This window comes from Prevotella sp. P6B4 (assembly GCF_000619985.1).
In the GTDB taxonomy this organism is placed as follows: domain Bacteria; phylum Bacteroidota; class Bacteroidia; order Bacteroidales; family Bacteroidaceae; genus Prevotella.
In genome coordinates this window covers 67,622-92,986 of sequence record NZ_JHVE01000002.1, presented here as the reverse complement: position 1 = coordinate 92,986, position 25,365 = coordinate 67,622, and the positions used below count along the sequence as shown (strand labels likewise).

Below are 25,365 nucleotides of genomic sequence, written 5' to 3'. Positions count from 1 at the left end.
AACAATAAAAGATATGAAAAAGCTTTCGTTCACCTTACTCATCATGATGCTACTCATTGGCTTGGCCGAAGCACAGGCCCAGAGACCGCAAAGACAACAAACCCAGCACCAGCGGGGCAGCCTGAGACAGCAGGTCAACAGCCGTCAGAAGCTGAATTACGACGATTTCGTAAAGGAAACCAACCGCAAGTACGAGGCTTTCCGCGACAGCGTGAACAAGAAGTATGCCGCCTTCATGGAAAAAGCTTGGAAGGATTTTGACATCGAAAAAGCTGTCGACCACCCAAAGGAGGACGATATCAAGCCTATTGAATACGATAAAAACCAAGATGAAGACTATCTTGAGGAGCTCCGTCAACAAGAAGAGGAGCAGAAATTGGCCGAAGAGCAACAGAAACGCGAAGCCGAACAAAAGAAACTCTTAGAAGAGCAGAAAAAGCACGAAGAGGAACAAGCCCGACTCGCTGCAGAGAAGAAGAAGCAGGAAGAAGAGCTAGCACGACTTGCTGCTGAGAAGAAAAAACAAGAGGAAGAGTTAGCTCGACTAGCAGCCGAAAAAAAGAAACAGGAAGATATCTTAGCCAAGTTAGCTGCCGAAAAGAAGAAGCAGGAAGAAAAGCAGGCCCAATTGGCAGCTAAGAAGAAACAACAGGAGGAAGAACAAGCCCGTTTGGCCGCCGAGAAGAAAGCCCGCGAAGAAGAACAAGCCCGCTTAGCTGCCGAGAAGAAAGCTCAGCAGGAGGAAAAGGCCCGTATTGCGGCTGAGAAGAAAAAACAAGAGGAGGAACAAGCCAAGCTATTAGCTGAGAAGAAGAAACAAGAGCAAGAGTTAAAGCGCTTGGCCGACCTGAAAAAGAAACAGGAGGAGCAGCAAAAGGAACTGGAGAAACAGCAGAAGAAAGCCGAGTTGGCCAAACTGTTAGCAGAGAAGAAGAAGCAAGAAGAGCAGGAGCGTCAGGCTCTCGCCAAACAGAAGGAGCAAGAGCGTCAGCAGCAATTGTTGGCCGAGAAACAGCGCAAACAAGAAGAACAAGCCCGACTTCTGGAAGAAAAACAGAAGAAACAAGAAGAGAAGGCTCGTCTGTTAGAGGAAAAGCGCAAACAACAAGAGGAGAAAGCACGCCTATTGAGCGAACAGAAGCGCCAACAGGAAGAAGAGCAGGCTCGTTTAGCTGCCGAAAAGAAAAAGCAGGAAGAGGAGCAGGCCCGCATAGCCGCTGAAAAGAAAAAGCAGGAAGAAGAACAGGCTCGCATAGCTGCCGAAAAGAAAAAGCAAGAAGAGGAGCAGGCCCGCATAGCTGCCGAAAAGAAAAAGCAGGAAGAGCAGGCCCGTCTGCTGGCAGAGAAGAAACGTCAGCAGGAAGAAAAGACCCGCTTGTTAGCTGAGAAAAAGAAGCAACAAGAGGAGAAGGCCCGTCAGCTGGCTGAGCAAAAAAAGAAACAGATAGAAAAGAAGAGTAAGCCTATCGAGGCTGTTGTAGTACCCGTGGTTGTTGAAGTAAAGCCACAGCCAAAGCCTCAGCAGCCTATCGTCGAGAACGACGAAGCCACAGCCACCAGCAGCTTTGAGTTCTACGGTACCCCAATGAAGGTTCGCTGGGGTAACGCCAAGCAGTTCAAACTGAAGGGCACCGGCAAAAAAGAGCTTTCAAATGCCTTCCTTGAACTCACAGCCAAGGGGTATAACAACCTCGTACACGACTGTTTGGAGCTCCGCAAAGAATACAAGCTATGTGACTGGGCATATTATAAAATGTTACAGAACATCTCAGAAGAGGCTTGCGGGAAAGGCACTAACGAGGCTGTATTCATGCAGGGGGTACTCATGAACCAGTCGGGATATCAGATCCGCTTTGCCCTCGAGGAGGGTAACAAAATGCATCTCATGACCAGTATGGATGGTTTCCCCTACGATCGCAACTACCTGATTTCGGATGGTAAGATATTCCATCTGATGGATGGTTGCAAAGCCAAGACACTGACCGTTTGCGATGCAGCCTTCCCTGGCGAACAGAAGATGGGGTTAGGCATTGCCGAACAGCCCGAATTGAAAAAGAATCTGGGTGAGCAGCGTACCGTCATCTCACGCTTTGTAAACGTAAAAGCTGACATGCAGCTCAATAAAAACCTGATAGATTTCTACAACGACTACCCCACGTCGTACGACGGTAAGGACATGATGACTCGCTGGGCTTACTACGCCAACACCCCAGTAGCTCCTGAAATCAGCGAGAAAGTTTACCCACAACTCAAGCAGCAGTTGGGTACTCTACCCAAACTCAGAGCTGCCAACATGTTACTCAATTGGGTTCAGATGGGACTCACCTATGGTTACGACGACAAGGTTTGGGGTCACGACCGCGCCTTCTTTGCAGAGGAGACACTTTTCTATCCATTCTGCGACTGTGAAGATCGCGCTATCCTGTACACCCACTTAGTGCGCGACCTGCTCGACCTCGACGCAGTATTGGTTTACTACCCAGGCCATCTCTACACCGCCATTTGTTTCAATAACGAAGAGGTTGCAGGCGATTACATTATGGTCAACGGCAGAAAGTTCACCGTGGCCGATCCTACTTATTACAATGCCAACGTGGGGAAGACCATGAGTAAGATGGACAACTCCAAGGCAAAAGTCATCCTTTTGAAGCGATAAACCCAACAGCCCATGAAGGCCATTTGGAAATGCATAACGAGCTGGATACACCAGCATCTGCACCTTGTCACACTCTCCGTGCTCACGAGCACTGTCATTATCATCTTCACTTACGTGATGGGCAACTCAGGCTATCCTCTGCCGGGTGAGACTGGTGCACTCAAACAAATTACCGACTACAAGAAATTCCTCGGTATACAGATTGGTCAGATCCCCGACAGCGTTCTGATGATTAACGTGTGCTACGACAAGATGCTTGTCCCCTACACCGAGAACGAGGTTCCTGTAGGTAATACCATCATTACAGATCGCGGCAAGTTACTGGAGTTTCTCACCAAAGCTAAGGCTGCCAACAACTATCGTTACATCTTTATGGATGTATTCTTCGAGGAAGGCATGGAGACTGAATACGACTCGGCACTCTTCAGCACCATCCTATCGATGGACCGCTTGGTCATCCCAAAGCACAAAGGGGCAGTCATGTGCGACAGCAACCTTTACAGGAAGGCCTCAAATGCCGACTATGCCACTACATGGCAGGCACTCTCTTTCTCGCGTTATCAATACATACACGACGATGATGAGTCGGTAGCCCTCAAGATCTATCAGGACCGTTGCGGCTCAACTATCAAGCGGCACTGGGGCGGACTATGGTATACCGACAACGGACGCCTATGTCAGAATAGTGCTACGCTTCTGCTACCTATCCGTGTGACAGGCAGTCTGCTTGACGAGGAAGGGCAAGCACGCGAACGCAACTATATCTATCTGAGCGCCGACATGCTCGACCTCGACGAGATGGGCGTAATGTCGGTGAGCGAACAAATAGACGACAAACTGGTTATCATCGGCGACTTCAAGAGTGATGTTCATTCCACATTCCTTGGTCCACAGCCAGGCTCCAGCATTCTGTTCAATGGCTACATTGCCCTGACTCAAGGCGCCCATCTTGTCAACTGGACCTACATGGCAATCCTGTTTGTCATCTACATTATCATTGGTCTATTCTATCTCTCGGGACACTCATTCTCATCAATGGTCATGAATCCCTGGCTCAGCATCGTGCTATCGTTTGCCAGTACAGCCACAGTGTTCCTGATTATCGCTTTGGTAGCCAGCTGGTTCGACTTAGCATTCAACATGTGGGTTCCTACCACTGTCTACTCTCTCTACGACACATTTATGCAGAAGTATAACATCTATAAAAACAAGAAGAAATGAAAAGATTACTCTTACTCACATGTCTGGCCTCGTGGCTCAGCTACGCCAGCGCCGACAACTACAAGGTGCTCTTCATCAACGATGCTTCACTCACCTATAATAACGGCAAGAAAGTGAAAGTGGGCGACACCTTCAGTGATGTGAACGCCATTAAGTGGGCAAAGGACAAACAGGCCGTGAAGGTTTTCAACCTCACAACCAAGAAACAGATGCTCATGCTGGGCAAACAGTACATACGCAAAACAGGTATGGAGGCACTCATCAGTAGTAAGCGGCTGTCGACTAACGACTTTATGGATACCAGCGATGCACCTAAGACTATCTATGAGAAGTTGGGTAGCGTTTTTGAAAGCCAATACGACCTGCTCGATTCTATCGAGTTACCTGCCGAGGTAGAACTGAATGAAAAGTGCTATTTCCAGGCTACCTATAAGTATGGCGACACCATGCTCACCAAGAAGCTGAAAAGCAAGAATGGCAACACGGTGATTCTCGACAAATCGATTTTTGAAGTCGATGGTCGCATGCTGGGACCTCGCGATGTCACCCTATCTATTGAATACGTAAACACCGACTCGGGCCTGCCCATCTTTGTAAAGGACGGCATCGAAGTTACATACATCCCTGACGTCATCGAATAAAGCGTGCGAGAAATGAAATAAATGTGCTGCACGCGATATTGCCTGTAGCACATTTTACATTTTATCTTAGAAATTTGAGACTTCCAATTTTTATTCTTATCTTTGCACCCGAAACGAGAGAGAGAAAGGAATGACCATTCACATGACGAATAGCAAACTAACTACCCATCGGCTGATACTACTATTAGCTATCAGCGTCTCTACTTTGGTTGCCCATGCAGCCAAAGATCAGAAATACACATTCAAGCAGCCCATAACCATAGGCCTTGATGCCAACTATGCCCCCCTACAATCAGTGGGGCGTGATGGGAAACCACGTGGCTACGATGTTGACTTTACCCACGAACTGATGAGTCGTCTCGGGTTAAAGTTCTATTACGTGCCCGCATTGTGGGGAAAGGTTGCGTCCGACGTACTGAACGGTGAGACAGATCTGGCCATGATGGTCTATTCGCCTTATCGCAAAGACAGCATCCACTACTCCCACCCCATCTTCCGTCTGTATTATCAGGTGGTATATCGTAAGTCAGATTACAAAAAATTTGACTTCCGTAACCTGAAAGGCAAGACTCTTGCCTTTCTCAATTCACGTCCCATTACAGAGTTGATTAAACGTGAAGGCGGCAAAAGCGTGCGTGTCTACGACTTAAACGAGGCTTTTCAGAATCTGGCCATCGGCAAATACGATGCCATCATCTGCTATAGTTACCAAGCCAAGTACTTTATTCAGCATTACCACCTGAACCAACTACAGGCCGAAGAAATCTCCATGCAGCCACGCGAATACTGCTATGTAAGCCACAATAAAGAACTGATTGACGCCATCGATCAGGAGCTGGACAGAATGGAGGCCGCAGGCATTATCGACAGCATCTATGGCGACAACTTCAAACATAGCGTAGAAACACGTGTTCCCCAGTGGATGTGGTATCTGCTGTTTGCTGTAGGAACTCTGTTCCTAATTCTCTACACAGGTATGATGTATCGTTCTCGCCGCAAATTAAAGTTGACCAATGCGATGCTCGAAACCAACTATAAGATTTTGGAAATGAGCCATGAGGAACTGCTTGAAACTAACCACCAACTGATTGCAGCCAGTGAGAAAGCCGAGGAATCAGCCAAGATGAAACAAAACTTCATCAAGCAGATATCTCACGAGATACGTACACCTCTGAACATTCTGAGCGGCTTCACTCAAGTTATCACCACACCCGACATGGACCTGAGCAACGAAGAAAAAAAACAAATAGGTCATAATATCATTGAAAACACCAATCGTATCACCCGTTTGGTTAACCGTATGCTGGAACTGAGCGAGGCTGGAAGCCGCAGTGTGATAGAGCGCAACGACGAGACAACAGCGGCAGACATAGCCCGAAGCGCTGTCAGCACCAGTTGCATAAGCGACGCTCAAGGTCTATCATTCAATATGAACATAACACCCAAGGCCGAGACCATCAGAATCAAGACTAATATAGAATCGGCAGTTAGTGCACTAAGCTGTCTGCTGGATAACGCACAAAAATACACCACAAAATCGTCAGAAAGACGAGCATCGCTCAATGTCAGAGTGACACCCGAAAATATAGAGTTCGCCGTTGAAGATACCGGAATAGGCGTACCTGCCGAAGAGGCCGAACATATTTTTGAGGAGTTTGTACAGCTTGACGACTATTATGACGGTACAGGTATCGGACTCAGCGTGGCGCGCAGTCTGGCGCGCCGCATGGGGGGCGATGTGGTACTCGACACCACATACTCACCCGGTGCCCGGTTCATTCTCACACTTCCGAGATAAGAAAAGTGCTGCTGATATAAAACCAACAGCACTTATTGCTTTTGAAGAATCTTGGTACCCAGACCCGATACACAACCCTGCAAAAATCTGAAAAAATGAGAAACAAAAAGTATTGATTTTCAGCGTTTTACATTTTCAATGTTTTCACTTAGTTTCTCCAAGGTGTACTATTTTAGATTATTTAGTACACCTTATAGTACACCTTTTGAAAATATTTTTTAACTTTGCACCAGAAAAAGAAACCAAAAGATAAAAAGTTAGTTATGGCAAAGTTAGAAAACAAGACCAAAGACAACCCAAGGTTAGAGCAAAGGTTGTTATCAGACGGACAAATAAGCCTCTATCTGGAGTATTACTTAGGTAGAGAAAGCGAGCCTGTATTGGATGAGTTTGGCGATCCTGTATTGTATGAGAGTGGCAGGATGGCAGGCACGCCCAAATTTAAGGTTAAGCATATCAGAAGAAAAGAAAACCTAAATTTATATTTGGTTGCAAAGCCCAAAAGCCCGATAGACAGAAACCACAACAAAGAAACCCTATTATTAGCAAAGAAGATAAGACAGGAGAAAGAACAAGAGCTTCTGGAACAAGAAAACGGCTATAGGTTACAGAAGAAAGTCAAGATCAACTTTTTGGAGTATTTCCAAGAGTATCTGGATGCATACACCAAGAAAGATGTTAGAATGATACAGATGGCCTTACAGCGTTTTAAGGACTTTCTAAGAGATACACCAGAGTACACCCGATACCAAGCAGAGATAAGACCAGAACAGATAAATAGTGAAATGGTTGAGGCTTTCACAGAGTATCTGCAGAGTAGGAGTAGTGGAGAGGGGGCTAAAAGCATTTATCAGCGTTTTAAGAAAGTGTTTAAGAGTTGTGCAACAAAGTGCAATATAAACTACCAAAGGCCTTTTGTTGATAGCGAGGGGAAAACCATATCAATAATGGTGGATGAGGGCGTTTTGGTTAAGGACTTTCTAAGCCCAGAAGAAGAAAAGCAGCTGATGGAAACCCACTATACAGGGGAAAACAAAGAGATCAGAAACGCTTTTATCTTTTGCCTGTACACAGGTATGCGCTTTTGTGATATTAAAGAGTTGACCTTTGGAAACTTTGACTTTGCCAACAGAGTGCTAATTTATGAACAGAACAAGACCAAAGGACACAGCAAACACAGCAGCGTTTCTTTACCCCTTACAGATGGCCTGTTGGCTTTGATTGCTGACAAGATGGAGGCGGCAGAGAAAAACGCCTTAGTGTTTGATCTACCAAGCCATACAATGTGCCTTAAAGCCCTAAGGCGATGGACTAAGAGAGCGGGGATTGATAAACATATAACGTGGCATTGTGCAAGGCACTCTTTTGGTACTAATATGGCAGCTACAGCAGCCCAGAAAGGCTTTAGTGTGAGAGTTGTACAAGAAATGATGGGACACAGCAACCTAAGATATACAGAACGCTATACAAGGGTTGTAGATGAACAGAAAAAGCAGGCGATGGCAGAACTTAGCAAACTGATGGAGGGTTAAGGTATGGAGAAAAAGCAACAAGTTAGCTACCCTGCAGATCTGGATCTAAGCAAATATGAGGTTAGATTTTGGGTTGATGGTGATTGTATGGATGCACCAGAGGCACCAATAAGGCTAAAAGATGGGCAAAAGCTAAAAGTACACGACTTAGAGTGTGATGATGGCGTTTTCCATATCTACAGGCATATCGAGGAAATGAGAGGAAAGGTGTGTGCAATTATATCAAAGCAAAATGGAAAGCGGTATTGTGTGGTAAAAGAGGTTGTAGGGCTTGATGAGTTAACAGGCTGTTTGAGGTTGGCTTTTTATAACCCCAAGAAAACCGATGTTTACTTAAAAATGGATGCAATAGAGAGAGTGTATATTGTGGATGGAGTAGCAGAATAGGGAACGATGAAAGAGTTTATAAAAGAGTTAGAACTATTGCCACAAGATCGACAAAAGGCAATTAGAGAGGGGTTACAAAGCCAGATTGTAGCCCAAGCGGTATTTGTGAGAGATGAGCAGCCCACAAAGTTTTTGGCTTATATCGATGAAGAAATAGCAAAGGCCGATGCAAGTATGCTTAAGATGGTACAAGAAAGCAGCCAAGAGGGTGCAGAGTTGGGTGCTATATCTGAAATATATATATGGAATAAGGAAAGGAAAAAGGCACTAATAAAATTGAGGGATGGAAAGCGAACAGAGCCAGAACAAACAGCCCCAGAGCCTCAACAAACAAAACCAGAGGTATTAAACAATGATAAGGCAAAAGAGTTGTTTAAAAGGGCAATAAGCAAGGGGCTTATTAGCACAGATGGGGACAAATACAAATGGAACGATACAGCAAGCCTGTATGGCTATTTTGTGGATAAAACAAGCGATTTCCTCAATATAAGACCAAGTAATAATAGAGTGCCTTGGATAAAGTATAAGGAAATAATTTCAAATCACTCTGAATTACTTGCTACAGCAAAGCAAGCAGTAAACGACTACAAAAACAAGGAACTAAACCCGCCAGAGGGCGATGACAAAGTAAATGATATTTGCAGATAATTTGCACCCTTACATTTCCTAATGTCGGTATAATGTAAGGGTGTTTTGTTTCCTTTTACCTCTATCTTTGCAGCAGATTTACGACCCGATGGGATGGAGTACAAGCCCCAGATGGTTGAGATCTATGGCAAAGATAGGGGTGGACTTGTACACACCTCTGGAAAGCCTCAACCTCAATATAAAAGAGTTATGACAGAGGAATTGAAAGAGGTGGCCGACCTCATAACGGCAAACACAATTTTTTGCACTAAAGAGGTGCTAACAAGTGATGAGGCTGCAAGATATTTGGGCGTTTCAAAATCTTGTTTGTATAAGTGGACTATGGGCAGACAGATCCCCCACTTTAAAAGCCCTACAGGGAAAATGTGCTTTTTCAATAGAAAAGAAATAGAGGCGTGGATGCAGAGCCAGAGGGTTGCAACCAATGACGAATTGGAACAGCAAGCCCAAACAATAACAAGGAAAGGAGGCAAGAAATGAACACCCCAAACATACGCTATTATGCCAAATTAGTGAACACAACCCAGAATGGCAAGAAAACGCCCAAATTCACGATCATAAAGCAGGCAGGCTATTATCCCCCAATGGATCAATTAAAAGGGCGTGATGGGCAAATTTCAATGTATTTAATGGAGAAACTGAAAGAGGGTGAAAATGTACCATCGATGAGGCTGCAGGCTATTAAAAGCCTAAACTTTACAGGACTTAAAGAGTACTTTGTGGATGGCAAATTAAGCGGGGTTGCATACGGCTACCCTCTGGATAAGCCCACCTACAGCAAAGACAATAGGCAAAACCCTTTCTTTGAATACAAAGAAGATGGCTTTTTATTCTTGATACACCAAAACGAGCAAGCCCCAGAGAGCCAAACACCCAATAGTATAGAGTTGGTTGTATTGGAGGGTGCAAAGGTACTGATAAGCGCCTATTGTAAACAGCTGTTGATGGGTGGTTTTAAAGAGGCTTTGGAGGCTTTGAGAAAGCAGGCACAAAAAGCGTTATAATGTGTATGATGTACCCAAAATTTGGTAACAAAGAAATATATGGAGGCTGGCTATGATAAAGTAAAACTCTGGATAGATCGGACTATAGTAGGGGGACAGTACCCCACTATAGCCAACTATCTGGATAGTGCCAAACTGCAAACAGATATTCAAACAGGCGAGGTAAAAACCTTTGGTTGTATTGAGGGGCTGAAAGTATCTATTTCTGCAGGCGGTTTGTCTGTTATCGGTAGTTTGCCAAAGTTTCTGTTTGGTAGCAACGTTTACCCCTTAAATAAACGTACTGCAGCCCAAGCGCTTGAAAAGTTGGCCGATGCATTACACATACAGGTAAGTGAGGCTGATGTAACAGGCATTGAGTTTGGCGCCAACTACCTTATGAAACACCCTGTAGCGGAATACCTTTCAAAATTAGGGACTATGCCAAGATTTGACAGGCTGCAAGTATCAACAAACTCTATACGCTATGGAGGTAAAGGCAAGCAGCAACCCAAAGTGTTTGCTTTCTATGACAAAATAGCAGATGCAGCAACAAAGAGGATGGAATACCCAGAGGATCTTGAAAACCTATTGAGATATGAAACAAGACTAAATGGGCGTTTGCCTTATCAGTTATCAGTCCCAGAGGTTAAAGCCTCAACGCTGACAGAGCCAGACTTTTACAGAAAGATGGTTAAGTACTACCAAGATAGTTATTTTTCAATATCCAAGTTAAACCAAATAAAAACAGATGTTATGAGCGAGATTAAAAGCCCCAAAGATGCATTTGATGTATTAGTAGCAAGATTGATAAGCCAAACAGATCCAAGCCAGATAGAGGGCTTTTTGGATGAGTTGAAACAAGCGGGTGTGTTTGCCGACAGAAAGAACTACAGCCGATTAAAAGCAAAAATCCAAGAGGTAGCCCACAAAGCCAATATTACTATTTCAGATGATCTAATAAAAGAGTTAGATGATGAGATAAAAAATAGTGGTGCTTATGTATGAGTGTGCAATATCAAAAACAGCCTTTTGTCTTATAGTAAGGTGTAGTTTGTTACCAAAATTTGGTATCATTTAAAAAAAGTGTGCATTTAAATTATTTAAAAATGAATATCCAAGAGAATACCCAAGTAACAGCAGATAGTGAGTTAATAGAGTTTTGCCAATGGTACAAAAAGCACTTTGGTAAATCAGAAAGTTATGAGAGTGCAATGATAACTTGTTTGTGTGGGCGCTTTCATACATACCCTAAGGAGGCCAAGAAACTGATGGATCGGTTAAAGAGCCTTGATTTGTTGAGCCAGAAAAGAAATATAGTTTATCTAAAGTAGATTAAAGTAGATATGAGTAGAGCAAAAGGAACGCCCAAGACAGGCGGCAGGCAGGCGGGAACGCCTAACAAGGTATCTGGATCATTGAAAGAGTTTATTGCAGACCTGTTAAACGAAGACAGAGAGCAGATGAAAGAGGACTTAAAAGCGATGAGGCCAAAAGAAAGGGTTGCAGCGTATCTTAGTATGATGCAGTATGTAATACCAAAGCAACAGGCGGTTAGTGCTGATGTGGATTTAGGAGGTATCTGTAAGGATCTTGTTATAACACACGTATCAAGAAACCCAAAAGATGATATATTTCCAAGTAGTGAGAGCGAGGTGGATTTGTAACGAGATCCAAGAGGGTGCAATATTGAGGAATTAAAAATAATAGCCAGAGTTGAGCGGAGAAACAATATTTTTATTAAATTTGCACACGATAAGTTGTAACTAACTTATCTTTTGGTTTGGGGTGTGGCTGCAGGGATGCACTTACACCCTTTTTTTTGTTGAGGCTAACCCCTTAAAAGTACACTTTAAAAACACTTAGTACACTTTTAGTACACCTTGAAAGCAATTTTTAGAAAATAAAAAACGCTGCAAGTTATTGACCTACAGCGCTTTGCTTTAAGAGATACTTTTATCTCTTGGTACCCAGACCCGGGATCGAACCGGGATGGATTGCTCCACTGGTGTTTGAGACCAGCGCGTCTACCGATTCCGCCATCTGGGCTTGACATTTCAAGTCATTAATCTCCTAAAGCGGGTGCAAAGATACGACTTTTATTTGAATTACCAAAAGAAAATGAAAAAAAACTCTGTTTTTCTTGTTTACATCATATATTTTTCGTATCTTTGCTGATAGAATTATGCTAAAATCCTAATGAATGGAAATAACTGATCAGAAAAATTACTGCGTGATTCTCGCCGGGGGTCGCGGTCAACGATTGTGGCCCGTCAGCAGAGAACAGCGCCCCAAACAGTTTCTCGACCTGTTTGGCACTGGTCGCACCCTGTTACAATCGACGTGGGACCGTTTTGAGAAGCTACTCCCCAAAGAGAATATTCTTGTTTGTACATGCGCTGAATATCAAGATTTGGTAAAACAGCAGCTACCAAAGTTGAGCGACCATAACCTCATCGTAGAACCCATACACCGCAATACGGCGCCCAGTGTAGCATGGGCATCCATGCGTATACATCATCAGGACCCTAACGCCAACATCATCGTTTCGCCTAGTGACCAGTTGGTACTCAACGAGTCTTCGTTTGCCAACAGTATTAATGTAGGCATCGGTTATGTATCGGAGAATCATGTACTACTGGCTATGGGCGTAAAACCCACACGCCCAGAACCAGGCTATGGCTACATCCAGTTAGGCGATCTGAGTTGTAAGCCCGATGTGTACAAAGTAAAATCGTTTACCGAGAAACCCGAACGTGATTTCGCACGCATGTTTATGGAAAGCGGCGAATTCTACTGGAACACCGGTATCTTCATTTCAAGTGCCTTCCATCTACTGGACACCTTCGAGAAAGTTTTTCCACCAGTGTTACGCGAACTGCGTTATGAAGTACAGGAATACACTTATGAAACCGAGATGAAGTATGTAGCCGAGAACTATCCTCGTTACCCCAACCTATCTCTCGACTACGCAATATTAGAGCAAAGTGAGAACAACGTATTCGTCATGAAATGCGACTTCGGATGGGCCGATTTAGGTACCTGGCACGCTATCTATGAAGTGATGCACAAAGTAAGCGACGATAACGTAGTTATGGATTCAGAGGTGATATTGGAAGATTGCAAAAACAACATTATCAAACTCCCAAAAGGAAAAATAGGCGTTTTTAATGGTTTAGAAGGATACATTGTAGCCGAAGAAGATGGAGTCCTGCTTATCTGCAAGAAAAGTGACAACTCTTCGATGGTAAAGAAATATGTCAATGAAGTAAGGATTAAATACGGCGATGAGTTTGTGTGATCACACAAACTCACCACGTATTTTTTCAGCAATAGCCTTGAATTGCTCTTCAGTAAGCTTCAATTTTTCACGACGAAAATCAACATCAGCCTCACTCTGCATAGGGATGAGGTGGATGTGTGCATGAGGGACTTCAAGTCCGAGCACCACTTGAGCAACTTTCTTACAAGGGAAAGCCTTCTTGATAGCCTGTGCCACACGTTTAGCAAACACCTGATAACGAGCCAACTCGTCGTCAGCCATATCGTAGATATAATCGACCTCACGTCGGGGAATCACCAGAGTGTGACCCTCAACCAGCGGATTAATGTCGAGAAATGCGTAGAACTCTTCGTTCTCAGCACATTTGTAGCTGGGAATCTCACCAGCAGCAATCTTGCTAAAGATATCCATAACTATTCACTATTCGTTATTCACTGTTCACTTAACCAACTTAACCAACACTAATCTTGTCGATACGCAGCTTTATGGTACCACGTGGAATCTTCACTTCAACCTCGTCGCCTACCTTATGGTTCAACAAACCCTGAGCAATAGGAGTCTGAATAGATATTTTACCCTCACGCAAGTTTGCCTCACTCTCGCTCACGATAGTATAGGTCATCTTGGCCTTGTTGGTCATATTAGTCATCTCTACTTTCGAGAGAATCTGCACAGAGTCGGTACTCAGTCGACTGGTATCTACCACCTTGGCATCGGCGATAGTCATCTTCAACTGATTGATTTTATCCTCGAGATGAGCCTGAGCTTCCTTGGCAGCATCATACTCTGAATTTTCACTCAAATCACCCTTCTCACGGGCCTCAGCAATAGCTGCCGAAGCCTTAGGGCGCTCAATTGCCTCTAAACGATGTAATTCGGCTATCAGTTTATCGTAGCCGTCTTGTGACATGTATGCCATAATATATACAATTTTACTATTTATAATTTTACCATTCTACTTGGACTCAACAAAAAAGAAAGAATCCCGACTCACACAGTGTCGGAATCCTCGGTTATATCATGTCTTATCCTTACTATATCGGTTGCAAAGATAAGTAATTAATTTGAATTAAACAAATTTTTTCGAGAAAAAAAGTAAAACTGCATAGATAACCACGGCGGAAATCCAACCACCGATCACATCGACTGCATAGTGCGCCTGGATATAGACGGTAGCAAAACACATCAACACATAGAACGGCAGAATGGTATAAATAAGTTTGCGGTTACGGGCATGCCAGGCCAACAGCAACAGGATGGTGGTCACGCCCACATGACTGCTGGGGAAAGCGGCCGTTGGACGCTCACCGGCAGCATGGGCACTGGCCACACACTGATAGAAAAAGCCGTCTTTCCAGCCAGGGATGGGCAACGCCTCACTATGCGTCGCGAAATAGTCACCTACGTTAGGGAAATGGCCTTGAGCGATCTCTCCCACGCCTGCTGCCAGATAGTAGTACTGCGGTCCGGTGACAGGCAGGAACACGAAGATGACGTAGTAGAGCATGAACGCTGCCAGAATGATGAACGCCACACGGGTAAACTCCTGATAGCGGTACAGAAAATAATAGAATGTCACCAAGGCTATCAATGGGTAATACGACGCATAGCCCAGATGCATCAATTCACTGAAGACGCCATTCGACACCTTCTGCGAGAAGAGCAATGCCGGCTGACAATGGAAAAGCTGTTGTTCCATACCTGCAAACACATGGTCGAGATTATGGAACATGCGGTTGATCTCGTAGGTATCGGGATACCACCACGACAGCAGCGCCAGTTGCAGACAGACGCGGAACAGCATGGTGAGACGACAGGGCACCAGTCTGTACACCCCCCAGAGGGCCAGTGTAGAGGCCACCACACGACCACGTCCCCAGAGCATCGACTCCGGATTCTCCAACTTGGTATAGGTGAGCAGCATCACCAGCAGTGTGAGTGCCAGATAGGCCATCACTGCCCATTCAAATGCCAGGAGTCCTTTACGGGGTTTCCGTTCTATCTCGAAAAGTTTCTTTACAACCATTTGTTATCCTGATACCATTTAATCGTTTCCTTCACGCCACGCGACAAATCGTACTCGGGCTTGTAGCCTAATTCATCAATAGCAGGCTGAATGTCGCACCGCCAATTGCGCTGTCGTAATATATTATACTTATCGTTATTTAGTGCCGTTACCTTACCCGTCATTCGGCCTACATATTCACCGAAGAAAGTCACTACTCGGAGCACCCAGATGGGCGCTTTGATACGAATCCACCATGGACGTCCTAACGCTTCGTGAATCAAATTGCTAAAAGTCTCGCTCTGATACACATTGCCGTCGCTTAAGAAATACTTACGACCGTTCTGTCCTTTTTCCAGCGCCAGAAAAATGGCCTGAACCACATCCTTCACATACACAAAAGTTATGTCCTGACGCTTATAACCCACCGCAAAATCAGAGTGTTGCTTGATACTCTTGGCCATGATGAAGTAATCCTTCTCGCGAGGACCGTATACACCAGTGGGACGCACTATTATATAAGGTACGCGCGAGCCCAGTTGTTCCAGATACTGCTCGGCAGCCAGTTTACTGCGACCATAGGCTGTATTGGGTTGAGGTGTATCAGTCTCACGGATTTCCTCGTAAGGCTGCTGTTCCTTGATGGCACCGAAAATACTCAGACTACTCACAAACACAAATCGTTTCAGCGGCATACCCACTTCAAGAAGTGATTCGACCAGGTTCTTGGTTCCCTCGGTATTGATACGTAAAAAATCCTGCTTATGCAGACACTTGGTAACCCCTGCCGCATGAACCACGTAATCGAAATTCGTATCCCGTAGCTGCTCCACGAGTTGGGCTTTCGACGAGAGATTGAGTTCAATGAAATGAATCCGCTCATCCTGCAGATAGGCCTTCGAGCTGCTACGACGCACTGCAGCCCAGGTTTCGAACCCACGCCTAACAGCCTCTTCGACTATAAACGAGCCAATAAAACCACTCGCACCCGTGATCAGTATCTTCATATTTTCAGAAATTTGCGTGCAAAGTTACAATTTTTTTTGTAATCCGTATAATCCGTGCCTTTTTTTTCTTATCTTTGCAGTCGAAAGAAACTAATAATAACAAGCTATGGGTAAAAAGAAAGGTGGAAAACGACTGGGTAAGAAGCAGGTGAGCGAGCTATTACAGAACCTGTTCCAGCATAATCCAAACGAAACATTTTCATTCAAACAAATATTCAAGGTATTGAAATTCGATACCCATCCACTCAAAATGCTTGCCATCGACGTGATGGAAGAAATGGCATGGGATGACTTCCTACTTAAGGTAAGCGACAACTCCTACAGGCTGAACCTAAAGACACAGGTACAGGAGGGTGTATTCCACCGCAAAGCTAATGGTCGCAACTCGTTTGTTCCCGAAGATGGCGGTACACCAGTATTCGTAGCAGAGCGCAACTCTATGTCGGCCATGGACGGCGATCGTGTCAAGGTTTCACTGATGGCTCGTCGCGACAAGCACATCAAGGAGGCGATGGTCATTGAAATTGTAAAACGCGCCCATGATACCATCGTAGGAAAACTGCGCGTTGAGAAAGATATAGCCTTCCTTGTCACGCCCGACTCAACATTCGTTCACGATATCATTATCCCTAAACGCAAGCTGAAAGGTGGCAAGACCGACGATAAAGCAGTGGTCAAAGTTATCCAATGGCCTGATCAGGACCACAAGAACATCATCGGTTCGGTTGTCGACATTTTAGGAAAGACAGGCGAGAACAACGCTGAGATGCACGCCATCTTAGCGCAGTACAACCTCCCCTACAAATACCCGAAGAACGTAGAGGAAGCTGCCGAAAAGATTGAAGCCACTATCACCCCTGAAGAAATCGCACGCCGCGAAGATTTCCGCAACGTATTCACCTGCACCATCGACCCGAAGGATGCTAAAGATTTCGACGATGCCCTGAGTATCAGGAATACCGACAAAGGTCTTTGGGAAGTCGGTGTCCATATTGCCGATGTATCACATTATGTGAAGGAAGGTTCCACCATCGATAAGGAGGCTTATGCTCGTGCCACCAGTATTTATCTGGTTGACCGTACCATTCCGATGCTACCCGAGCGTTTATGTAACTTTATCTGCTCGCTACGACCTGACGAAGAGAAGCTATGTTACAGCGTCATCTTCAAATTAGACGACGAAGCCAACATCAAGGACTGGCACCTGGCTCATACCGTCATTAAGAGTGACCGTCGATATGCCTACGAAGAAGTGCAGCAGATTATCGAAGAAGGAAAAGGCGAGAACGCAGAAATGTTGCTCAAACTCGATGCGCTGGCCAAGAAACTCCGCGAAGCTCGATTTAAGAACGGTAGTGTAAAATTTGACCGTGAGGAGCTGCACTTCGACATCGATGAAACGGGCAAGCCCATCCGCGCATACTTCAAGGTATCAAAGGATGCCAACAAATTGATTGAAGAATTCATGTTGCTGGCCAACAAAACCGTTGCCGAGTCTATCGGACGTGTAAAGAAGGGCATCAAAGCCAAGACGCTCCCCTACCGCATTCACGACCAGCCCGATCCACAGAAGCTTGAGAACTTGCGTGAGTTCGTAGCAAAATTCGGATACAAGGTAAAAACCGCTGGCACCAAAGGCGCCATTACCAAATCATTAAACGCGCTGATGACACAAGCCGAAGGCACCCGCGAGCAGAATGCCATAGAAACGGTAGCACTACGCGCCATGATGAAGGCGAAATACAGTGTACATAATATCGGACACTATGGATTGGCGTTCGACTACTACACACACTTCACTTCCCCCATCCGTCGTTATCCCGACATGATGGTGCATCGTCTGCTCACTAAGTATCAGGATGGTGCCCGCTCGGCCAATAAAGACAAATACGAGGAGTTTTGTGAGCACTGTAGCGACATGGAGCAGATCAGTCAGAATGCCGAGCGCGACTCTATTAAATATAAGATGGTAGAGTTTATGGCCGACAAGATTGGCAACACCTACGATGCCCATATCAGTGGCATCCAGTCGTATGGTATTTACGCCCAGATTGATGAGACCCACTGCGAAGGTATGATTCCCATCCGCGACCTTGGTAATGACTACTACGATTTCGATGAGAAAAACTACATGATTATCGGTAGGCGTCATCATACTAAATATCAGTTGGGTGATCCCATCCGCATCCAAGTAGCAAGAGCCAATTTGGAACGCAAACAGTTGGATTTCACCCTTGCCGACGATTAACGACATATCGCACAGGTCACCATGCAATCGTTTGCATCGAGAAACCATCAAATACACACCCGTTTGGAAACACCGAACGGGTTATTTTCGTACTTTTGCCAAAAATAACTAAAGACAATTGGTATGAAGATCAATTTCAACCTCGAGTACCAGACAACCTTCGGAGAGGAACTGGCACTGAACATCCTAACGGATGGCAAGACGGAACAGCACAAGATGACGACCCTTGACGGGTTGCACTGGATGTGCGAGATGAGTAAGGCGGTGAAAACCAGCGCCCACATCGACTATTATTATACGTTGATGCGTGGTGAGCAGGAACTGCGACATGAGTGGTTGGTGATTCCACACCGTTTGGAATTTGCTGCTGCACGAGGCGCCAAGTACACTGTCTACGACCACTGGCTTGATATTCCAGAGGACTCGTACATGTATTCTACCGCCTTCACAGAGTGTATCGCAGCCCGACAGCAAAAGCTCAGCGCGCAGACCACATACAGCAAGACTGTACGCTTGAAGGTACGAGCTCCACAATTGCGCAACAACGAGCGCCTGGCCCTCATTGGCGGCGGTGAAGCCTTAGGCTGCTGGGAGGCCAAGCGTGCCATCGATATGGTTGAGCACGAGAACAACGAGTGGGTCATCAGTCTGGATGCCGACAAACTGTCAAGCACATTCGAGTTTAAATTTGTTTCTCTTGGCCAAGAATTTGACAACGCTCCACTTTGGGAGAATGGCATGAACCGTACCATCGCCTTGCCACCAATGGAATCGGGCGAAGTTGTGGTCTACGAGCTCTCGCAGGCTTACTTCCCTGTCTATCCCTGGAAAGGTGCAGGAACTGTTATCCCCATCTTCTCACTGCGTTCTGAAGGCAGTTTCGGCGTAGGCGACTTCGGCGACCTGAAAATGATGATTGACTGGTGTGATAAAACCAAGCAACGTGTGCTGCAGGTATTACCCATCAACGACACCAACATCACCCATACTTGGCAGGACTCATATCCATATAATTCTATCAGCATCTACGCTTTGCATCCACAATATACCGATCTGCGACAGTTGCCACAGCTCAAGGACGAGAAGTTACGCAAAGAGTACGAGGTCCTTCAAAAGACTCTCAACGCCCTGCCACAAATAGATTATGAGCGCGTGAACAATGCCAAGATGGACTATCTGCGTGCCATCTATGTTCAGGAGGGAGCAAAAATCATGAAGACCGCAGCTTTCAAGCAGTTCTTCGAGCAGAATAAGGAATGGCTGGTACCATATGCTGCCTTCTGTTATTATCGTGATCTCTATGGCACAGCCACGTTCCAAGACTGGCCCGATCACCACACATTGCCCGAGAAAGAACGCGAGGCTATGAGCAAGTCGACCACAAAACTCTATAAAGAGGTGGCTTTCTGGTACTTCGTACAGTTCAATCTCGACCAGCAGATGCATGCAGCCCATGCATATGCCCGAGAGAAACGCGTCGTGCTGAAAGGCGATATCCCCATCGGCATCAGCCGCGATGGTGTAGAGGCATGGGTAGAACCCAAATATTTCAACTTGAACGGACAGGCTGGTGCCCCACCTGATGCCTTCTCGGCCAACGGTCAGAACTGGGGATTCCCCACCTACAACTGGGATACCATGCTCGAAGATGGCTGCTCATGGTGGGTTCGCCGATTCCGTAAGATGTCAGAGTACTTCGATGCCTACCGTATCGACCACGTCTTAGGATTCTTCCGTATCTGGGAGATTCCTATCGACGCCGTTCACGGACTATTAGGGCAATTCTCACCTTCACTCGGCATGACCCGCGAGGAGATTGAGGCCTATGGACTGCATTTCCAAGAAGAGCTATTCACCAAGCCATTCATTGCCGACTGGACGCTGGCACGTATATTCGGCGAACAGGCACAATATGTAAAGGAGACATTCCTGAATCACGCCCACGACGACATCTGGCAGATGAAGCCCGCATTCGATACCCAGCGCAAGGTTGAAGCCTGGTACAAAGAGCATGCTGTCGAAGGAAGTGATATAACCGCATTAGCCAACATGCGCGACGGTCTCTACGCACTTATCAGTGATGTACTCTTTGTGCGTGACCGCAAAAACGACGATAAGTTCCACCCAAGAATCGGTGTACAGAACGACTTCATCTATGAGGCTTTATGGGACAACGACAAAGCCGTGTTCAATCGTTTGTACAACGACTACTTCTATCGTCGCAACAACCAGTTCTGGTACACCGAAGCGATGAAGAAACTGCCTCGTCTGACGCAGGCCACCCGTATGCTGGTTTGTGCCGAAGATCTTGGCATGGTACCCGACTGTGTTCCTTGGGTGATGAACGAGCTGCGCATATTGAGTCTGGAAATCCAGTCGATGCCAAAAGATCCTACAACCCGTTTCGGCAAGTTGAAGCACAACCCATACCGTTCTGTCGACACCATATCAACACACGATATGTCGACCCTGCGCCAATGGTGGGATGAAGATGAAGAACAGACACAGAGTTATTACAACTCGATGCTCCATCGTGGTGGTGCCGCACCTCATCCACTGCCAGGCTGGTTGGCTAAGGATATTGTGAGCCGCCATCTCACCTCACCCTCAATGCTCTGTCTGCTCTCATTACAGGATTGGCTGAGTATTGATGAGAATCTGCGACTCCCCGACCAGAACGCTGAGCGCATCAACATCCCAGCCAACCCACGTCACTACTGGCGTTACCGCATGCATCTGAGCATAGAGCAGTTGCTGCAGGCCGATCGTTTCAACGAAGAAATCAGCACATTAATTATTCAAAGCGGAAGAAAATAATAAAATGAAAAAGTTACTCTTATCTCTGGCTTTGCTGCCTATAATGGCCATTGCCGGCAACGTAAAATCGCCTAACGGCCATATCGAATTAAAGTTTTCGGTAGATAACACAGGACGTCCCGTCTACGAGATGACCTACAAAGGGCGCCCTGTCATCAAGCCTTCGCATCTCGGATTGGAATTGGCCAAGGACCATCACGCCTCAAAGTGGCCCAAAGAAACCGACTTGATGGACGGCTTTGCTATCGCCAAGGAGGAAACCTCAACATTCGACGAGACTTGGCAACCTGTCTGGGGTGAAACAAAAAATATCCGTAACCACTACAACGAACTCGCAGCTACGTTATCACAGCCTGCTACCAAACGTCAGATAGTGATTCGTTTCCGTGTGTACGATGATGGTATCGGATTCCGTTACGAGTTCCCTCAGCAACAAGAGCTCAACTATTTCCTCATTCAAGAAGAGCGCACAGAGTTTGCCATGGCCGGTGACCATACTGCCTGGTGGCTGCCTGGTGATTATGACACACAAGAGCAGGTGACTCAAGAGACCAAACTCTCGGGCATCCGTGCACGTTTCAGGAAGGCTGTCAACTGGCACAACTCATCGGTAGCCGTATTCTCTGAGACGGGTGTACAGACCTCCCTCCAAATGAAGAGCGACGACGGTCTCTATATCAACATCCACGAAGCAGCCTGTCAGGACTATGCCACTATGCATCTCGAACTGGTTGATGCTGAAACCAAACAACTCTCACAGGAATTGAAAGGTTTTTCAAATGCCTATACCCCCAACCCAGCGCCTTCACGTTTCCCACTGCCGAAGCCATTCACCTTCGTCAGTCATCTGACACCTGATGCCACCGGACTGAAGGGTGCCATGCAGACACCTTGTGAGACACCCTGGCGCACGGTGATGGTATCCGACGATGCTCGCGACATGTTATCAAACAACCTGATTTTGAACTTGAATGAACCATGTAAGATAGAGGACACCTCATGGATTCACCCCACTAAATACTGTGGAGTATGGTGGGAGATGATTGTTGGCAAGAGCAGTTGGAACTACACTGACGATTTTCCCAGCATCAAACTCGACCAGATCGACTGGACGAAAGTCAAGCCCAACGGTCGTCACGCAGCCAATAATGAGAAGGTTAAGCGTTATATCGACTTTGCCGCCAAAAACGGCCTCGATGAAGTTCTTGTAGAAGGATGGAACGTAGGTTGGGAAGACTGGGCTAACATGTGGAAACGCGATGTTTTCGATTTCGTAACTCCCTATCCCGACTTCGATATCAAGATGCTGAACGACTATGCCCACTCAAAAGGTGTCAAACTGCTAATGCACCACGAGACATCGAGTTCAACCCAGAACTACGAGCGACACATCAAAGAGGCCTTCGAACTCATGAACAAATACGGCTACGACGCTGTGAAGACAGGTTATGTTGGTGATATCATTCCACGAGGTGATCATCACTATTCACAGTCGATGAACAATCACTACCTCTACGTGATTAAGGAAGCTGCCAACCACCATATCATGGTGAACTCACACGAAGCTACCCGTCCTACCGGTCTCTGTCGTACATGGCCTAACCTCGTAGGAGGTGAGAGTGCCCGTGGTACCGAGTATGAAGCTTTCGGCGGTTCTAACCCCGACCACACCTGTATCCTGCCCTTCACCCGCTTGCAGGGTGGACCAATGGATTACACGCCAGGTATTTTTGTAACAAAGCTGAAAGAGTGGAGCAATAATGACTCATGGGCACGCATCACACTTGCAGGCTCATTAGCACTCTATCTGACAATGTACTCGCCACTCCAGATGGCAGCCGACTTGCCCGAAAATTATGAGAAGTACGATGATGCTTTCCAATTCATCCGTGATGTAGCTTGCGACTGGGACGAGAGTATCTATCTGGAAGCAGAACCAGCCGACTACATTACTGTAGCCCGTAAGGCCAAGGGAACCGACAACTGGTTCATTGGTGGCAAATGCGATGAGAACGGGCACAAGACCCAGATAAAACTTGATTTCCTGGATAAAGGTAAGAAGTACGACTGTACCATCTATGCCGATGCTAAGGATGCACACTACGAAAAGAATCCTCAGGCTTACACCATCACAAAGCGTGTCGTCAAGAAGGGCGATGTTCTAAAGGTGACCGAAGCCCCTGGAGGTGGATTTGCTGTATCACTGATGGCAAAATAAAAAACAAAACGCATGAAAAAGTTGATTTTCGCAGGATTGTTGTCTATGCTACTGTCTCAACAGGCAGTAGCACAGACTTTCAAGGAGGTTGACTACACTCCTAAAGAAACCAAGTTTCAGTTATTTGCCCCCAACAACGCCAAGCAGATTACCGTTCGCATCTATAAAGACGGACTGGGTGGTAAGGCTATCAAAACCGCCAAAATGCAGAAGACGGGCAACGAGTGTTGGACTGCGACCATCAAGGGCGACCTGATGGGTAAGTTCTATACCTTCGATATAGGCAAAGGCGAGTGCGCAGGTATTTTCGCCAAAGCTGTTGGCGTCAATGGTCTGCGCGGCGCCATCATCAATCTGGCGAAAACCAATCCTGAAGGATGGGACAAAGACCAGCATCCCGTGCTGAAATCCCCCGCCGACCTGGTTATCTACGAGATGCACCACCGCGATTTCTCAATCAACCGCAAGGATGCCAAATATCCTGGTAAGTTCATGGCATTGACTGAGCCATGGGCTATCAAACATCTCAAGAAATTAGGTATCAACGCCATCCACATCCTGCCCAGCTACGATTACGGTTCAGTTGATGAAACTCGCCTGAGCGACCATAAGTACAATTGGGGCTACGATCCAGTGAACTACAATGTACCCGAGGGCGGCTATGCTACAGATCCCTATCAACCAGAGGTTCGTATCAATGAGTTCAAGCAGATGGTACAGGCTCTGCACAAGGCAGGCATCCGTGTGATTCTCGACGTGGTCTACAACCACACCTACGACATCGAGCACTCCAACTTCCAGCGCACCTATCCCGACTATTTCTATCGCAAGACTAACGATGGTCAGTATAGCAATGGCAGCGGTTGCGGCAACGAAACCGCCTCTGACAAACCGATGATGCGCCAGTTTATGATAGAGAGTGTGAAATACTGGATCAACGAATATCATATCGACGGATTCCGTTTCGACCTGATGGGTGTCCACGACATCCAGACAATGAACGAGATTCGTAAGGCTGTAGATGCCATCGACCCCAGTCTGTTTATCTATGGTGAAGGATGGAGTGCAGGAAGTTGCGCCTATCCACAAGAGGAATTGGCCATGAAAGCCAACATCACAGAGATGCCCGGCATCGCTGCCTTCAGCGACGAGATACGCGATGCACTGCGCGGTCCGTTCAGCGACGATACTAAACCAGCATTCTTAGCTGGACTACCTGGTAACAAAGAGAGCATCAAATTCGGAATTACTGGTGCTATCTGCCATCCTCAGGTAGATATGACCAAAGTGAATTACAGTCAGAAGCCCTGGGCCATAGAACCTACACAGATGATCAGCTACGTCAGTTGCCACGATGATATGTGCTTAGTCGATCGCCTACGTTCCAGCATACCTGGCATCAGTACCGAGGAACTCATCAAGCTCGACTTGCTGGCTCAGACAACAGTATTCACCTCGCAGGGTGTTCCCTTTATGCTCTGTGGTGAAGAGTTGCTGCGTAATAAAAAAGGAGTACACAACAGTTTCGAATCACCCGACAGCATCAACCAGTTGCACTGGGAGAATCTCAAACGGTATCCACAAGTATTCAATTACTATAGGCAACTCATTCAGCTCCGCAAGCATCACCCAGCCTTCCGTTTAGGCAATGCCGACTTGGTACGCAAGCATCTGGAGTTTATCGACACCCCTGAGAGTACAGTGGCATTCCGTCTAAAGAACTATGCTGGGCGCGACGATTGGCGTAATATCATCGTGATACTTAATAGCAGTAAGGAGCCTGTAGAGATTACCATCCCTGACGGCAGATACACTGTCGTATGCTGCGATGGCAACATTAACGAGAACGGCCTCGGCACCATCACAGGCACCAAGACCATTGTCGATCCTCAGTCGGCTTTAATCCTTCACGATTAAAACC

Annotated in this window: 20 protein-coding genes and 1 tRNA gene; 16 read left to right on the top strand and 5 right to left on the bottom strand. The window is 46.2% G+C overall.

The genetic code is table 11. From position 1 onward, the window contains the following. The first annotated feature begins 13 nt into the window (after positions 1–13). From T491_RS16870 to T491_RS15430, 11 genes are all read left to right on the top strand, one after another. Complete coding sequence (locus T491_RS16870) at positions 14–2,656, top strand: hypothetical protein (protein WP_051522910.1); 2,643 nt, start codon at positions 14–16, stop codon at positions 2,654–2,656. 12 nt (positions 2,657–2,668) lie between these two features. Next, on the top strand, positions 2,669–3,877 hold the full coding sequence (locus T491_RS0101595) for a hypothetical protein (RefSeq protein WP_028902326.1): 1,209 nt from the start codon (positions 2,669–2,671) through the stop codon (positions 3,875–3,877). Further along, on the top strand, positions 3,874–4,518 hold the full coding sequence (locus T491_RS0101590; protein ID WP_028902325.1) for a hypothetical protein: 645 nt from the start codon (positions 3,874–3,876) through the stop codon (positions 4,516–4,518). Before T491_RS0101595 ends, T491_RS0101590 begins: the two co-directional genes overlap by 4 nt. Positions 4,519–4,660: 142 nt before the next feature. Continuing rightward, positions 4,661–6,316, top strand: coding sequence for a transporter substrate-binding domain-containing protein (locus T491_RS0101585; protein ID WP_197018771.1), 1,656 nt, complete (start codon positions 4,661–4,663; stop codon positions 6,314–6,316). 263 nt (positions 6,317–6,579) lie between these two features. Further along, entirely contained in the window at positions 6,580–7,848 is a 1,269-nt protein-coding gene (locus T491_RS0101580; protein ID WP_028902323.1) for a site-specific integrase, read from the top strand. Positions 7,849–7,851: 3 nt separating this feature from the next. Beyond that, a complete protein-coding gene (locus T491_RS0101575; RefSeq protein ID WP_028902322.1) occupies positions 7,852–8,235 on the top strand; it encodes a hypothetical protein in 384 nt (127 codons plus the stop codon). 6 nt (positions 8,236–8,241) lie between these two features. Continuing rightward, on the top strand, positions 8,242–8,883 hold the full coding sequence (locus tag T491_RS0101570) for a hypothetical protein (protein WP_028902321.1): 642 nt from the start codon (positions 8,242–8,244) through the stop codon (positions 8,881–8,883). Between the two features lie 93 nt (positions 8,884–8,976). Next, positions 8,977–9,363, top strand: coding sequence for a helix-turn-helix domain-containing protein (locus tag T491_RS0101565; RefSeq protein ID WP_231480155.1), 387 nt, complete (start codon positions 8,977–8,979; stop codon positions 9,361–9,363). Beyond that, positions 9,360–9,887: a hypothetical protein gene (locus tag T491_RS0101560; protein ID WP_028902319.1), complete on the top strand. Its 528-nt coding sequence runs from the start codon at positions 9,360–9,362 to the stop codon at positions 9,885–9,887. Before T491_RS0101565 ends, T491_RS0101560 begins: the two co-directional genes overlap by 4 nt. A gap of 21 nt (positions 9,888–9,908) precedes the next feature. Then, entirely contained in the window at positions 9,909–10,874 is a 966-nt protein-coding gene (locus tag T491_RS0101555; protein ID WP_028902318.1) for a hypothetical protein, read from the top strand. Between the two features lie 338 nt (positions 10,875–11,212). Then, on the top strand, positions 11,213–11,533 hold the full coding sequence (locus T491_RS15430; RefSeq protein WP_051522909.1) for a hypothetical protein: 321 nt from the start codon (positions 11,213–11,215) through the stop codon (positions 11,531–11,533). Between the two features lie 297 nt (positions 11,534–11,830). On the opposite strand, the gene T491_RS0101540 is transcribed toward T491_RS15430, so the two are convergent. Beyond that, positions 11,831–11,915 (bottom strand) — tRNA-Leu (locus T491_RS0101540). Between the two features lie 154 nt (positions 11,916–12,069). Here T491_RS0101540 and T491_RS0101535 point away from each other — a divergent pair. Then, positions 12,070–13,167 (top strand): mannose-1-phosphate guanylyltransferase, encoded by a 1,098-nt coding sequence (locus T491_RS0101535; RefSeq protein WP_028902316.1) that lies wholly within the window; start codon positions 12,070–12,072, stop codon positions 13,165–13,167. Here T491_RS0101535 and T491_RS0101530 read toward each other — a convergent pair whose 3' ends face one another. The 4 genes from T491_RS0101530 to T491_RS0101515 all read right to left on the bottom strand — a co-directional run bounded on the left by T491_RS0101530 (position 13,168) and on the right by T491_RS0101515 (position 16,161). Continuing rightward, complete coding sequence (locus tag T491_RS0101530; protein WP_028902315.1) at positions 13,168–13,560, bottom strand: HIT family protein; 393 nt, start codon at positions 13,558–13,560, stop codon at positions 13,168–13,170. 40 nt (positions 13,561–13,600) lie between these two features. Further along, positions 13,601–14,068 carry a transcription elongation factor GreA gene (greA, locus tag T491_RS0101525; RefSeq protein WP_028902314.1) on the bottom strand — a complete coding sequence of 156 codons (468 nt, stop codon included), beginning with the start codon at positions 14,066–14,068 and terminating at the stop codon, positions 13,601–13,603. Positions 14,069–14,218: 150 nt separating this feature from the next. Further along, on the bottom strand, positions 14,219–15,175 hold the full coding sequence (locus T491_RS0101520) for a phosphatase PAP2 family protein (RefSeq protein WP_028902313.1): 957 nt from the start codon (positions 15,173–15,175) through the stop codon (positions 14,219–14,221). Further along, positions 15,166–16,161, bottom strand: a complete 996-nt coding sequence (locus tag T491_RS0101515) for an NAD(P)-dependent oxidoreductase (protein WP_028902312.1) — start codon at positions 16,159–16,161, stop codon at positions 15,166–15,168. The genes T491_RS0101520 and T491_RS0101515 overlap by 10 nt, the downstream gene beginning before the upstream one ends. A 106-nt stretch (positions 16,162–16,267) precedes the next feature. On the opposite strand from T491_RS0101515, the gene rnr reads away from it, so the two are divergent. From rnr to pulA, 4 genes are all read left to right on the top strand, one after another. After that, a complete protein-coding gene (rnr, locus tag T491_RS0101510; protein ID WP_028902311.1) occupies positions 16,268–18,409 on the top strand; it encodes a ribonuclease R in 2,142 nt (713 codons plus the stop codon). Between the two features lie 123 nt (positions 18,410–18,532). Continuing rightward, positions 18,533–21,226, top strand: a complete 2,694-nt coding sequence (locus T491_RS0101505) for a 4-alpha-glucanotransferase (RefSeq protein ID WP_028902310.1) — start codon at positions 18,533–18,535, stop codon at positions 21,224–21,226. Positions 21,227–21,230: 4 nt separating this feature from the next. After that, positions 21,231–23,444, top strand: a complete 2,214-nt coding sequence (locus T491_RS0101500) for a glycoside hydrolase family 97 protein (protein WP_028902309.1) — start codon at positions 21,231–21,233, stop codon at positions 23,442–23,444. 12 nt (positions 23,445–23,456) lie between these two features. Then, entirely contained in the window at positions 23,457–25,361 is a 1,905-nt protein-coding gene (pulA, locus tag T491_RS0101495) for a type I pullulanase (RefSeq protein ID WP_036915088.1), read from the top strand. The last annotated feature ends 4 nt before the right edge of the window (positions 25,362–25,365 follow it).